Annotated in this window: 11 protein-coding genes; 9 read left to right on the forward strand and 2 right to left on the reverse strand. The window is 53.0% G+C overall.

Annotated elements, in window-relative coordinates; all coding sequences use genetic code 11:
• Positions 1-120 precede the first annotated feature (120 nt).
• From GQY55_RS17155 to GQY55_RS17175, 5 genes are all read left to right on the forward strand, one after another.
• On the forward strand, positions 121-2,634 hold the full coding sequence (locus GQY55_RS17155) for a hypothetical protein (RefSeq protein WP_160043103.1): 2,514 nt from the start codon (positions 121-123) through the stop codon (positions 2,632-2,634).
• Between the two features lie 13 nt (positions 2,635-2,647).
• Entirely contained in the window at positions 2,648-3,298 is a 651-nt protein-coding gene (locus GQY55_RS17160) for a hypothetical protein (RefSeq protein WP_201452174.1), read from the forward strand.
• Positions 3,291-3,434, forward strand: coding sequence for an XkdX family protein (locus tag GQY55_RS17165; RefSeq protein ID WP_160043104.1), 144 nt, complete (start codon positions 3,291-3,293; stop codon positions 3,432-3,434). Before GQY55_RS17160 ends, GQY55_RS17165 begins: the two co-directional genes overlap by 8 nt.
• A 67-nt stretch (positions 3,435-3,501) precedes the next feature.
• A complete protein-coding gene (locus GQY55_RS17170; protein WP_160043105.1) occupies positions 3,502-3,969 on the forward strand; it encodes a phage holin family protein in 468 nt (155 codons plus the stop codon).
• The gene (locus GQY55_RS17175) at positions 3,953-4,873 is read left to right on the forward strand and encodes a glycoside hydrolase family 25 protein (protein ID WP_160043106.1); all 921 of its coding nucleotides are present in this window, start codon (positions 3,953-3,955) and stop codon (positions 4,871-4,873) included. The genes GQY55_RS17170 and GQY55_RS17175 overlap by 17 nt, the downstream gene beginning before the upstream one ends.
• Positions 4,874-5,060: 187 nt before the next feature.
• Here GQY55_RS17175 and GQY55_RS17180 read toward each other — a convergent pair whose 3' ends face one another.
• Together GQY55_RS17180 and GQY55_RS17185 are read right to left on the reverse strand one after the other, a co-directional pair.
• Positions 5,061-5,300: a hypothetical protein gene (locus tag GQY55_RS17180; RefSeq protein ID WP_160043107.1), complete on the reverse strand. Its 240-nt coding sequence runs from the start codon at positions 5,298-5,300 to the stop codon at positions 5,061-5,063.
• A 456-nt stretch (positions 5,301-5,756) separates the two neighbouring features.
• The gene (locus GQY55_RS17185) at positions 5,757-6,917 is read right to left on the reverse strand and encodes an ROK family transcriptional regulator (RefSeq protein ID WP_160043108.1); all 1,161 of its coding nucleotides are present in this window, start codon (positions 6,915-6,917) and stop codon (positions 5,757-5,759) included.
• Positions 6,918-7,220: 303 nt separating this feature from the next.
• Here GQY55_RS17185 and xylA point away from each other — a divergent pair, with 303 nt between their 5' ends.
• The 4 genes from xylA (at position 7,221) to GQY55_RS17205 (ending at position 13,697) form a co-directional block, all read left to right on the forward strand.
• A complete protein-coding gene (gene xylA, locus GQY55_RS17190) occupies positions 7,221-8,537 on the forward strand; it encodes a xylose isomerase (protein ID WP_160043109.1) in 1,317 nt (438 codons plus the stop codon).
• A gap of 232 nt (positions 8,538-8,769) precedes the next feature.
• Entirely contained in the window at positions 8,770-10,266 is a 1,497-nt protein-coding gene (xylB, locus tag GQY55_RS17195; RefSeq protein WP_160043110.1) for a xylulokinase, read from the forward strand.
• An 86-nt stretch (positions 10,267-10,352) separates the two neighbouring features.
• Complete coding sequence (locus GQY55_RS17200; RefSeq protein ID WP_160043111.1) at positions 10,353-12,134, forward strand: cache domain-containing sensor histidine kinase; 1,782 nt, start codon at positions 10,353-10,355, stop codon at positions 12,132-12,134.
• A gap of 6 nt (positions 12,135-12,140) precedes the next feature.
• The gene (locus GQY55_RS17205) at positions 12,141-13,697 is read left to right on the forward strand and encodes a response regulator transcription factor (protein ID WP_373309234.1); all 1,557 of its coding nucleotides are present in this window, start codon (positions 12,141-12,143) and stop codon (positions 13,695-13,697) included.
• Positions 13,698-13,848 lie beyond the last annotated feature (151 nt).

A 13,848-nucleotide genomic window follows, 5' to 3' on the forward strand; every position in this document is an offset into this window, starting at 1 on the left:
AAATCTGCGCCGTAATCTCGGCCTTGGTACCTTATCATTACGGCCAAGAAGAGGCAATTTTGCAAGGCATCAAGGATGCCGTGGAGCAAAGACTGAAGCATCTGAAAGGAGCTGAATCCAATGGCGAACCGATACGCGAACCTGCAAGGAAGTAAGAAAATATCGGAAGACTTTAACAACATCAATATCGGTTTTGACCGAGTGCAGGAGGACATGGACAAGAAAGCATCGGCGGACAATCCGGTGTTTACCGGCACGCCCACCGCTCCGACGCAACCGGCAGGCGATAATTCGAATAAGCTTGCCACAACCAAATACGCCGATCGTGCAGCCGGCACAGTGCAGACCAATCTGGATAAGCATACCGCTGATAAGGTTGTCCACGTCACGCAGGCAGACCATGACAAGCTGGGTGGGATCCAGGAGGGCGCAGAGGTTAACCAAAACGCCTTTGCCAAAGTGAACGATATTGCCGCGGCGGATCCGTCTTCGCAGTTTTTTATCGTCGGTGGCGTAGGAATCACCGTAACAACGAATCCGAACACCGGGGAAGTTACCATCACCGCCACGGGTCAAGCAGCTCCTGGGGCGCACGGTCCGACGCATACGGAACACGGAGCGGATCCGATCCCAGCGGCAACGCTGACTGAGGGCGGGCTGCTTTCGGCCGCTCAATTTGCGGAAATCGTCGCCCACGGCGAGCTGCTGGACGAGCATAGCGCGGCTATCACAGCGCTGGAAGATAGGCTCGACACTGCAGAATCCGAAACGCTCACGCTGCAGCCTGGTGTACAGATCGTTACAGCCAAACGTGATGCGCGGTTTAAGCTCGGGTCCATTAAAGGGAAGACGGAGATTAACGGGCAGGGACGAATAGGGATTATAGGTGTCGAGAATCCGTATGTGACACGGATCAGTGGAAACCTGCTACCGCCGTTTTACGAATGGAATCTCCATCCTAATGCCACCTTAATATCGCCTTACAAGCTTTCATTAAAAGCTAGTGCATCTTGGGAAGCAAGCAGCATAACAATTACTTTGATTGAGAATCAGTCTTATAAACTAAAACTGGATAAAGAGAATGGTTTATATGTTAAAGTTGCCGATTTAAAAGGGAATGTGATTAAAGAAGGATATTATGCTACAACGGGAGAGATTTCATTCACTACGGCAACAGGAATTAATAAAGTAGTAGTTACGTTTATGAGTGCCACTACTGGTACATTTACATTCGAGAATCCTATGTTAACTATCAGCACGAAATCAATGCCATTTACCCCACGAGAAGACGTTATGCTTGCTTTTCAAACGGAGCTACATGCTAACCCAACCGACGGCAGCGAGTCGGACGAATTGTTTGAACGTGATGGGCAGTATTACAAGCTAGCGAAGTGGAAGAAGGTTGTTCTGGACGGATCGTTTAATTGGCAATTTGGGGCAGCTTTTACCGGATTTAAACGAATTACGATAGTGACTAGCTTTAAGGACGCATTGGAAACATCCAATAATAGGGTCGTTAAATTTGACGGTAAGGTGGTAACTAGGGATGTCAACGTAAACCTACCGGACACGTTTAACCTCGATAAGAACGGTACTTTTCATATCCTTATTCCTAACTCAGACAGCGGATGGGGCGATAACTACACACCGACACCTGACGAGATTAAGGCGTATTTTATGGGATATAAGATGTACTCAGGCACACCTGAAACACCGTACAATGGTTCGGGGACAAAGTCCTTTGGTGCACGACAACCCAATGGGAACGTATATTGGGTGCAGGATACTACGCCACCAAATACGGTTAATGCAGCTTTGCCCTCATACAGCCTCTTATATAAACTCGCTTCTCCTGTTGTCGAGCCGGTTACGTCTGAGGGCTGCTTAACGCTGACTGAGGGCGACAATCAAATCGAAGTCGGTACAGGGATTATTTTAAGGGAGGGAACACATCCCAAGCTATCCGCTCTTTACAATACCTACGAAATAAACTCATTAAGCCCTGGGAATGTAGCTTCAAATCCGCTTAAGTACAAAGCTGAAAAGATATTGTCAGTGTATAAGTACAACCGCCCCGATAAATGGTCGAGGATTTCTGACACAAATTCCTATGGCAAGGAACGCGCGTTTTTAGATGCATCGCTGTTTGATCAAACCGCAGCGTACAGCGTGACTTATACCAAAATCGACAAATCGCCAGTCGTTCCGATCACCGGCAGCCTGGCCGTAAACGAAAAGGCGCAGCTTACCGATCTGATGACGGGGGTGCAAGAGGCGCTGCAACGTGTCAGCGTGGCCGAAATGAAGAAGGCGGAGAAGGATGCGCCGGGATGGATTACACCGACATTATTGAATGGCGCTTTACCTGGAACCACTCCGGTCGAGTATAAAAAGAAAAACGGATTCGTCATCATCCGAGGCGTATATACATCCAAAGCAGGATCTATACTTCTTTTCAAACTACCTGTGGGATATAGGCCTAAATATGTAGTTAGATATGGTCAAATGGGAGTAACAGGTGGACAACTTGTTCAATCAAATATAGAAATATACCCCAATGGCGATGTTGGTGTGGGATACATTGGAACTGACTACATGGTTTTAGACGGTATTATTTTTGAAGCTGAACAATAAAGGGAGGTATCACATGAAAGCAGTACCTAAAGTAAATACTGATGGCCTCTACATTGAGGACGCGCTTGTGAACGATGCCTTTTCCGGTGTTGCCCCTTTTTATGCCGATCCACCGGAACCGGAATCATTTGAACCGGGAGAACCGCAAGAGCATCCGGAAGACGGCGAAGAGCCTGAGAGGGAGATCGCCGGATATATCGTCGGCGTTCCGGTCGTGCCGGGATTGTATCTTCCGAAGTTTGACCTCATCGCCTGGGAAGCCCGAGAAGAGGATAAGCCGGTTAATCCAGCGGATTATTGGCGTGAAGGCTTAACGCCGGAAGAAATCGAGGATCTGCACAAGCCTGCGGAGCCAAGCAAACTAGAACGGTTGGAAAAGGATATGACGTCACTGAAAGAGGGAGTCGCCGATATAGCTTCGGAGCTGGATCAGGTTGCGCGAAAAGCAGATGATCGCATTGAGGACGTCGGTACAATTGGCTCCGAACAGGTCAAGCAAGACTTGGCTACGCTCGACCTAAAAAAACAGAGTACCGTTATTGGTGGCGAGTTAGTTAAAAAGGATATAGCTATTCTTGATTTATACCAGCAAAACAAGGCACTTGGTCAGATGTTAGCAGCCCTTGAATTAAAAATTTTAGCAGGAGGCGAATCAAATGTTTAACAGTGATTTCGAGCGTTTGTCATACTACTATGAAAAGAAATGGGTGTCAGACGTCCAACTCCGGCTTTACGTATCATTTAACGTCATCACAGCATCAGAGTTTAAAGTTATCACAGGCAAGGATTATAAAGCGTAATAATTATTCATCAATTCGCCCTCGGGTAATCCGGGGGCTATTTAAATCTAGAAAGGATTGATCAAGCTTGGATAAATACGTTATTTCCGTAGCTGGGGCCATACTGGTCCCGGCTTTTGAATTTTTGTATGGCGGCGGTGATGCAGTGGGTGCGATTATGACAGCTCTTTTGTTTTTTATCGTTATGGATTGGATCTCCGGCACCCGTGCCGCTAAAAAGGATAATTCGTATGCCAGCAAATACGGTATCGATGGGGTCATCCGGACCGTGTTTATGCTTCTGCTTCCAGCTGGCGGTCATTTGCTTGACGTTATCTTTAACCTTCCGGGTGTCATCTTTGGGGCGCTGGCATTCGGCCTCATTTACCACGTGCTGCAATCAATGACGGCCAACAGTATCCGGGCAGGGTGGGGCGACTGGCTGCCGTTGCCGGTTCTTAATGCTTTGATTGAGTGGGTAAAATCCGAATTGGACAAAAAGCTGAAACGAGCAGAGGATCGGAAAGGGGGAAGTGTCGATGCAAAACAGGGTTAAGGGAAATGCCCAAGGAATCGACGTATCGCATTATCAAGGCGTAATCGATTGGCCGGCGGTGGCAGCTGCCGGCATTTCTTTTGCCTTTATCAAGGCGACCCAAAACCGGATGGACACGAGGTTTTTGGAAAATCTTAAAGGCGCTAAGGCCGCGGGTTTGCTGGTCGGGGCCTACCATTACGTGGACGACTCGGTGACAACGCCGGACAAGGCGCGGGCGGCAGCTCAGCTCTTTTACAGCGCAATCAAAGCGGCAGGTGGGCCCGAGGTCTTTGACCTACCGTTTGTCATGGACTATGAGAGCAACAAAGGCGGATTAACGCCTGCAGGCTGCACTGCGGTAGCCAAGGCCTTCTTGGAGGAGACCGAGCGGCTGACCGGAAGGAGGCCGATGGTTTACACGTATCCGTCGTTTATCGGCCGGTTCTCTGGCCTGACGAATTATCCGCTTTGGATCGCAAGGTACAGCAACCAGGCGCCGGCGGATGCTTCGGGATGGAAGCGCTGGGAGTTTTGGCAGTACAGCGACGGCACGCTTGGCGGGGAGCTCCCGGGCGGCGGGCGCAAAGTGCCTGGGATCTCTGGCCCGGTCGATCTCAACGAGTTTGACGGGACGGTCGACGAGCTGCGGCGCCGGTATGGTAAAAAACAAACAGGAAAGGATGGGGAGAAGATGACTGAACGTGATATTAACCAAGTGAGCACTTGGGCAGCGGCAGCATGGGAGGAAGCGACGGCAAATGGATATTTTGACGGTAACCGCCCGGGCGCACCGGTAACGCGGGAGGAACTGGCGATCGTTGTAAACCGGATGAGGAAAAACTTCTTAGCCTTGATTGCTGGCAACACGGAGCGCATTGCTGAGCTGGAGCGGCAACTTCAGCAGATTGAAAAAGGCAAATGAAAAATCGCGTATAATGCGCATAATTTGACATAATTGATTAAATAATAACGGTGTGGCAAACCACCTTTATTCCAATAGACGTCCTCCCAAACAAGCGGTTGCCGAGCCGTTTGAGGGCTGTCGAGCAAAAAAACTGTTGGCACACTTACAGCCAGCAGGTTTTTTGCTATTTGATAATTTTCTTCTATTATATATTGAACTCTTCCCAGCCCGGATCCGGAGGGGGAAGCTCCACGATCTCCAGGTCCTCCGCTTCAATGACCAGCCTTGCCTCGCCTATGTCGACGAGCGCTCCTGATCGATGTTCGCCGGAAATGAGCTGGAACGTTCCGGCATCCAATACGATACCGCCGCGGCCACCGAAACCACTCTTGTGACCATCAGCAATTCGAACTGGCAATCCCGGTTTAAGGTCTTCAAATTTCAAACGATATTCCTCCTTGGTGTTTGCCCCTTCTATGCAAAAGGGGCAAAAAAGGGGCAAACTTTTTTCTGAATCTAAGGTTTGCTTGACCACCACAGACTAGGAGAAAATCGAAAAACCGTTAATCTATAAGGTTTTATGCCCAAATTGAACATCACAGACTAGGGGCGGTACCAGCCTTCCAAGCTGGTAGCGTGGGTTCGATTCCCATCACCCGCTCCATAAAACGAAAAGACAACGCCGATGGGCGTTTTTTTTGTTTTATGGAGGTTTGCGGGGAAGAGAACCCACGCGTGGGTGGATCGTCCGTGCAGGCATCTGGGGATGACCCGATCAGGGCGCGCGTCAACATCTACCTCTAGCTGCGAGCCGGAGGCTCGCTTTTAGATCAGGATGTTGAGTATTCCCATCACCCGCTCCATAGGAATTCAAAAAAAACGCCGAAAGGCGCTTTTTTGTTTACACCATCACCCTCGTGTGCCCCAGAAAATGCATCGCCGCGGAGAAACCGGCTCCGATCATCGTCGCCCGGCTGCCGAGCGCGGAAAACGCGATTTCGAGCTGCTGCTTGTGGTAGGGGAGCGTCCGTTTGGCGACGACCCGCTGCATCGGCTCCTCCAGCCATTCGCGGGCTTCGGACAACGCGCCGCCGAGCACGATCAGCTCCGGATTAAAGCCGTTGATCAGGTTCGTCAGGCCGATGCCGAGATAGTTGCCCATGACGTGAAACTGGCCGCGCGCAGCCTCGTCGCCTTCGGCGGCATAACGGACGAGCTCCCGGGTCTGATAGGAGGGAAGCTCGCTCGCCGCCAGATCGTACGCCTTCTCCGAAGCATACAGCTCCCAGCACCCGCGGCTGCCGCAGCTGCAAGGCATGCCTTCGGCTTCGATGCTCATATGGCCGGTTTCGCCGGCATATCCTCTGGAACCTTTGTACAGCTCGCCGCTGATAATGATCCCGGAACCGATCCCCGAACCCGCGCTGATATACAGCAAATGCCGGACATCCTGGCCCCGGCCGAAATGGAGCTCGCCGAGCGCTCCGCTGTTCGCTTCATTGTCGATGATGACGGGGAGAGCGAAATGCTCCTCCAGCATGCTGCGCAGATCGACCGTTTCCCAGCCGAGGTTGGGCGCAAACAGGACGACCCCGTTTTCGTCGACCATGCCGGGCACCCCGACGCCGATGCCGACGATGCCGTAGTGGGTTGACGGAACGCCTGCGATCAGCCCGGCAATCATCGTTTTCATTTGTTCAAACGTGTAAGCAAGATCGTGCCGGTGAAGCGGGGCCTCCGTTTCTGCGAGCACGTTCCCGTTCAAATCGCACAGGACGGCGGAGATCTGCTTAACGCGCAGCTCCATGCCGATCACGCAGCCGGCCATCGCGTTAAAATGCAAAATAAGAGGCTTGCGCCCTCCGCTCGATTCGCCCGGACCGGCTTCGAGGACAAGCTGCTCCTGCTGCAGCTCGGCCACCAAATTGGACACGGTCGCTTTGTTCAGTCCCGTAATTTCCGAAATCCGGGCGCGGGACAGCTCGGGATGCCTGCGGATCGTATGGAGGATCAGCGATTTGTTTATTTTTTTGACGAGCGCCTGGTCGCCGGTTACATTCATGTCAAACACATCCTTCAGGGAACCTTTCGATTTTCCAAAATAAAAGAATTTATAGGTTTCTCGCTTCGAAACAGGCTTGTATTTCATCCGCGAAACGGAATCTCCGCCGGTCAAGACGGCGATGCCGTTTATGATCGTATCCCCCTAGTCTAGTGTCTTCTTTTGCAAAATGCAACATGATAAAAATACTTAGTTTAACCAATATACAAAGTCGAAACTTTGTGTTAGGATGGTGTTGTAAAGGCTTTCGTCGATAAGAAATAGCAGGGTAAAACATACAGTATCCAAGGAGGAGCATGCGCAATGGCATATTTTGAAAACGTCGGAAAAATCAAATTCGAGGGCAGCCGCTCGACCAATCCGTTTGCGTTCAAGTACTACAATCCGGAGGAAAAGGTTGCCGGCAAAACGATGGAAGAGCATCTGCGCTTCGCCATGGCTTATTGGCATACGTTGACCGCGGGCGGAACCGACCCGTTCGGCAGCGAAACCGCCGTCCGCGGCTGGGATCACCTCAGCGGCATGGATAAAGCGAAAGCTCGCGTGGAAGCCGCATTTGAATTCATGGATAAAATGAATCTGCAGTACTTCTGCTTCCATGACGTCGACATCGCGCCGGAAGGCGGCAGCTTGAAGGAATTTTTCAGCAACATCGACACGATCGTGGACCTCATTGAGCAGGGCATGAAATCTTCCGGCAAAAAGCTGCTGTGGAACACGGCGAACATGTTCACGAATCCGCGCTACATGCACGGCGCAGGTTCGACCTGCAACGCCGACGTATACGCATATGCAGCGGCCCAAATCAAGAAAGGCCTTGAGGTCGGCAAACGTCTCGGAGCGGAAAACTACGTTTTCTGGGGCGGCCGCGAAGGTTACGAAACACTGCTTAACACCGACATGCAGTTGGAAATGGACAACATGGCCCGCCTGTTCTCCATGGCGGTGGATTACGCGAAGGAAATCGGCTTTGACGCGCAGTTCCTGATCGAGCCGAAGCCGAAAGAGCCGACGAAACACCAATATGATTTTGATGCGGCAACGACGATTTCGTTCCTGCAAAAATACGGTCTCGACAAACATTTCAAACTGAACCTGGAAGCCAACCATGCGACGCTGGCAGGCCATACGTTCGAGCATGAGCTGCGCGTGGCGCGGATCAACGGCATGCTGGGTTCGCTCGACGCCAACCAAGGCGACATGCTGCTCGGATGGGACACGGACGAATTCCCTGTGAACATCTACGACGCAGCGCTGACGTTGTACGAAGTGCTCAAAAACGACGGCCTCGGCAAAGGCGGCATCAACTTCGACGCGAAAGTGCGCCGTCCGTCTTTTGAGCCGGAGGATCTGTTCCTGGCCCATATCGCCGGCATGGATACGTATGCCAAAGGGCTGAAAGTAGCCGCCAAGCTGATCGAAGACCGCGTGTTCGACGACTTCATCGAAAAACGTTACAGCAGCTTCAAGGAAGGCGTCGGCGCCGAGATCGTTTCCGGCAAGGCGACGCTGGCTTCCCTGTCCGAATATGCGCTGAACAACGACCAGCCTCGCAAAAACGAATCCGGACGCCAGGAAATGCTGAGATCGCTGTTGAACCAATACATTTTGGCGGAATAAGCGAAGGTTCGCGAAAGGTACGCGAGGGAAACAAAGGCATGCAGCGGAGGTTGCCTGAAGAAGCATTCTTCGGCAGCCTCTTTCTTTTTAAAAGATAAGGAAGTATAAACCTTCCGTGCCAAAGCATCCTTAACTCGCAAAAAAACTTCCGCTAAAATGCGGTCCGTCTTCGGTGAAAGTACGTCGATAGACGTTTTCTTTTAAAAGAATTTAGCCTTGGGAGGCGCTATTCATGAAATACGTAATCGGAATCGACATCGGGACCAGCGCGGTCAAATCCGTGCTTGTGTCGGAGGAAGGCCAGGTGGTCTGCGAGCACGCGGAAAGCTATCCGCTGCATCGCCCGAATCCGGGCTGGAGCGAGCAACATCCGGAGGATTGGGCGGAGCGCACCATCGTAAGCCTGCGCAAGTTGATGGAGAAATCGCAGGCTGACCCGTCCGACGTGGAAGGCATCAGCTTTTCCGGACAGATGCACGGGCTTGTGCTGGTGGATGCGGAAGGAAAGGTGCTCCGTCCGGCCATCTTGTGGAATGATACGCGGACGACGCCGCAATGCCGCCAAATCGAACAAAAGCTTGGGGGCAAGCTGCTCGACATTGCGCGCAACCGCGCGTTGGAAGGGTTTACGCTTCCGAAAATATTGTGGGTGCAGGAGCATGAACCGGAAATTCTGTCCCAAGCTTCGCTCTTTTTGCTGCCGAAAGATTACGTCCGGTACCGTCTGACGGGCGATTTTGCGATGGATTATTCGGATGCGGCCGGCACGCTGCTGCTCGATGTGGCGGAAAAAGCATGGAGCGCGGACATTGCCGGCGCGTTTGATCTGCCCTTGTCGCTTTGTCCGAAGCTGGTGGAATCCTCCGACCTGACGGGCACGCTGCTCCCGGAAGTGGCTGAAGCGGCAGGGCTTCTCCCGGCGACGAAGGTGTTTGCGGGCGGGGCGGACAATGCGTGCGGAGCGATCGGCGCGGGCATTTTGGGCGAAGGCAAAACGATGTGCAGCATCGGCACGTCGGGCGTCGTCCTTTCCTATGAAAGCCGGAAAGACGTCAATCCGCAGGGAAAAATGCATTTCTTCAACCACGGGGAAGAGAACGCCTTTTACGTGATGGGCGTCACTTTGGCGGCGGGGCACAGCCTTTCCTGGTTTAAACAAACGTTTGCGAAGGAATCTTCCTTTGACGAGCTGCTGAAGGGCATCGAAGACATTCCGGCGGGGAGCGGCGGACTGCTGTTTACGCCGTACATTTCCGGCGAGCGCACGCCCCATCCGGATGCGGACATCCGCGGCAGCTTCATCGGCATGGATTCGGGCCATGCGCTAAAGCATTTTGCGCGTGCGGTTTTGGAGGGCATCACGTTTTCGCTGCGCGAGTCCATCGGCATCATCCGCGGGTCCGGCAAGGAAATTACCGAGGTGACGGCGATCGGCGGCGGCGCTCAGAACGAAACCTGGCTGCAAATGCAGGCGGATATTTTGAATGCCGACATCCTCAAGCTCGAAAGCGAGCAGGGGCCTGCCATGGGGGCCGCCATGCTGGCGGCGTACGGCTGCGGATGGTTTCCGTCGCTTGAAGCGTGCGCGAAGAAGTTCATCCGTCCGGCTGAAGTCTTTTCGCCGAATCCGGAGCAGGTCAAGCAGTATGACGGGTTGTTTGCGGTATATCAGGACGTATACGGCCAAACCAAGGAACTGAACCAAAGGCTTGCGGCCTACCGCAAATAGGATATAAAGTTAGAAGGTAAGAAAGGGACGGCATCCGCAAGGATGGGGACGCTTTCGGTAACTGACTCGCCGTGGGGGAAACAGACATGTGGCACCGCTTCGTCACGTTATTAAACGATATCAAAATACGGAATAAGCTGCTGCTGTCTTTCCTGCTTGCGGCGCTCCTGCCGGTGCTGCTGGTCGGGGGATACCTCACCGCCGAAATGAGGCAGATGGCGTTCAACAACGCGATGGAGCAAGCTTCGACGAACGTCGACCGGATCAAAAAGAGGACCGAGGAGGTCATTCGCGTCTCGCTCGACATTTCTTACCGTTTATCCAACGACGCCAGGCTTAAAAAGCTGGCGAACCGGCATTATGAAAGCGTATACGACGTGGTCGAGGCCTACAGGGAATATCCCGACATGCGGGAATATTTAAGGCTCTACAAAGAAATATCCAACATCCGTCTTTATACCGACAACGCGACGCTGCTCAACAACTGGGAGCTGATCAACGCGTCGGACGAGATCAAGGACAGCGACTGGTACCGGCATGCGCTCAAGCATGAAAGCCTGGTCAGTTGGCGGTATATCGAGGACGAACGCGACCATAAAAAATATTTGAGCCTGGTGCGGACGATCGAACTCGAAAGCTTGAAAAAATACGGCGTGCTGGTGTTGAACGTCAACGCGAACATGCTAAACTCGATCCTGAACCAGGAAACCTTCGATACGATGATCGTGGACGATCAGGACAACATCGTCGCGGCCAACCGCGATGATTGGAAGGACAAAAAGCTGACCGACCTTTCGCTCGACCGAAACATGATGACCAAACGCAGCGGAACCTTCGAGGCCACGCTCAACGGCGTCCCTTCCAAAGTGCTGATCGACGAGCTCAAACCGGTTTCCAGCGAAAACGGGGTGCGGATCATTTCCGTTTTTTCGATCGGCAGCATCGTCAAGGAACCGAACAAAATCATCCGATTGGCGCTTACGGTCATCGTGATCAGCATCATTTTGGCCTTCCTGCTCATTTATGGCGTCTCGTCCCTGTTTTCCCGGCGGATGCTGCGCCTCAGCAGGCATATTAACCGGGTCGGGCTCGGGGATTTCGACACGACGCTGCAAATCGACGGCAAGGATGAAATCGGGCTGTTGTCCAGGCAGTTCAACTCCATGGTCCGCAACATCCACGACTTGATGGAGGAAGTGACGGTGTCCAATGAACGGAACCGGCTGCTGGAGAAAAAACAAAGCGAAATCCGCTTTAAAATGCTGGCCAGCCAAATCAATCCCCATTTTCTGTTTAACGCGCTGGAATCGATCCGGATGGAGGCCCATATGCAAGGGCAGACGGAAATTGCGAGAATCGTGCGGCTGCTCGGCAAAATGATGCGGAACAACCTCGAGGTCGGCAACAGCAAAATTCCGCTCAAGCAGGAGCTCGAGATGGTCCACTGTTACCTGGAGATTCAGCGTTTTCGTTATGAGGACCGGCTCCGGTACGAGTTTCAAGTCGACCCGGATCTGGAGGCGCTGTACGTGCCCCCGCTGATCATCCAGCCGCTGGTGGAAAACGCCGTCGTGCACGGTTTGGACAATACGGCGGAAGGGGCGGCCGTCAAAGTTCGGATTCAGAGGAAAAACAACGCGGCCGAATTCACCATCACGGATAACGGTATCGGCATAACGGAGGAGAAAATGGACAAAATCATGCGGACGCTGGAAGATACGGAGGAACGGGAAGGCGAGCGGATCGGGCTGCGCAACGTGCATGTCCGGTTGAAGCTTACGTATGGGGAACCATGCGGTTTATCCATACATAGCCGGCCCGGCAGCGGGACGGCGATCTCCTTCGCCATTCCAATGGAAGGGGGGTGACGGATGATGCTGAAGGTATTGATCGTTGATGACGAACCGAAGCTGCGCGAAGGCTTGCGAACGTTGATCCCTTGGGAAGAACAGGGGTATCGGGTGGTCGATACGGCGGCGAACGGCCAGGAGGCTTTGGAGAAATACGAAGCGCATAAACCCGAGTTGATTTTGGCGGACATCCGGATGCCGGGCATGGACGGTCTGCAGCTCATTCAGGAGCTGCGCAGCCGCGGAGCGGACAGCCATATGCTGATTCTGAGCGGTTATGCCGACTTCGAGTATGCCAAACGCGCGATTTCCTGCCGCGTCGACGGTTATTTGCTCAAACCGGTGGACGAGGACGAGCTTGTATCCTATCTCGAACAAATTCGGGAGGCGATCGAAAAAGAGCGGCAGTTCAACCAGTGGAGCCGGGAAGAACCGGCCCGAAGCAAAGATGCGGTGCTGAAGGAATTGCTGCTGCCGGAGTCCGGCTCATTGGATGGCGGACGGCTGGCGAGCCTGGCGGCTTCCCTCGGCATTCCGGAAGGGCCTTGCGAGGTCGTGCTGCTGCGGCTCTGGCAATTGCAGGCGGCTGACGAAGAGGCGTTGTCCCGCATCCGGCAGGCTTTGGACGAGGGCTTTCGGCAGCAAGCGCTAGGTATATGCTTCCACTTTCCTCCGTATCTCGGACTCCTTCTAACGACACCGCCGGAATGCCGGGAAGGCGATCGGGAGCTGTACCGGATGATCGCGGAGTTTATGTCCGCGGGAGGCGCGGAGGGGCTGGCCTTCAGCGCGGCGGCGGGAGGAACGGTGTCCGGGCCGGAGGAGGCGCATATTTCCTTGGCGGCGGCAAGCGACGGGCTGAAGCGAAGTTTTTTCTGCCCGCAAGATACGTTTATACGGAACCGTTCGGCGGAGGTTTGGCAGGAAGAAGAGGGAGACCCGGTTTTGGAGCCTGACGAAGCCGAACACCGGTTGCTGCTTGTTTTGGAGACCGGCAATTCCGCAAAACTGCAGCCCCTCGTCGAAGCGATATGCCGGCGCATGGCGGCCGAAGGAATGGATGAAATGAAGCTGAAGGAGAATCTGATCCGGCTGGCGGGCGGCGTGCTGGCCCGTTTGGAATCGTCCCGCCCGGATATGCGCGCTTTTTGGACGGAGCACGGGGTTCCGGTCGGCGCTTTTTACGCAAGCAGTCACATAAGCGAACTGACCGGTTCGGCCGTCGCTTATTTTATGAAAATTTCCGAAAGGTTGCGCGGCGAAAGCCGGGGAAGCGAGATCGAGCGTATGTCGGAACTGATCGAGCGGCGTTACAATGAAAACTTAAAGCTCGAAACGCTGGCCGATCTGTTTAACTATAACAGCGCTTACCTGGGGAAAATGTTCAAAAATACGACCGGCGAATATTTTAACACGTATTTGGATAAGGTCCGCATCGAAAAAGCGAAGGCATTTTTGGACCAAGGCATGAAGGTGTACGAAGTCGCCGAAAAAGTGGGATATATGAACCCGGATTATTTTAATATGAAGTTCCGCAAATATGTCGGGGTATCTCCAACCTCTTACCGTAAGGGAAAATGACGGTAAGGGGTTTTCTTTTTTTGCATTCAAGGAACGGGTGTTCGGAGCTGGCGAAAATGTCTAATTTTCACAGGATTTTATCTCTAATTTTTCGGGTACTGCAATCGCTTACAACAATTTAAAATGGGGGTATAGAGAGGAGGGCATGTAC

The sequence above is a fragment of the Paenibacillus sp. USDA918EY genome (assembly GCF_009870825.1).
GTDB classification, from domain to species: Bacteria; Bacillota; Bacilli; order Paenibacillales; family Paenibacillaceae; genus Paenibacillus_AQ; species Paenibacillus_AQ albilobatus.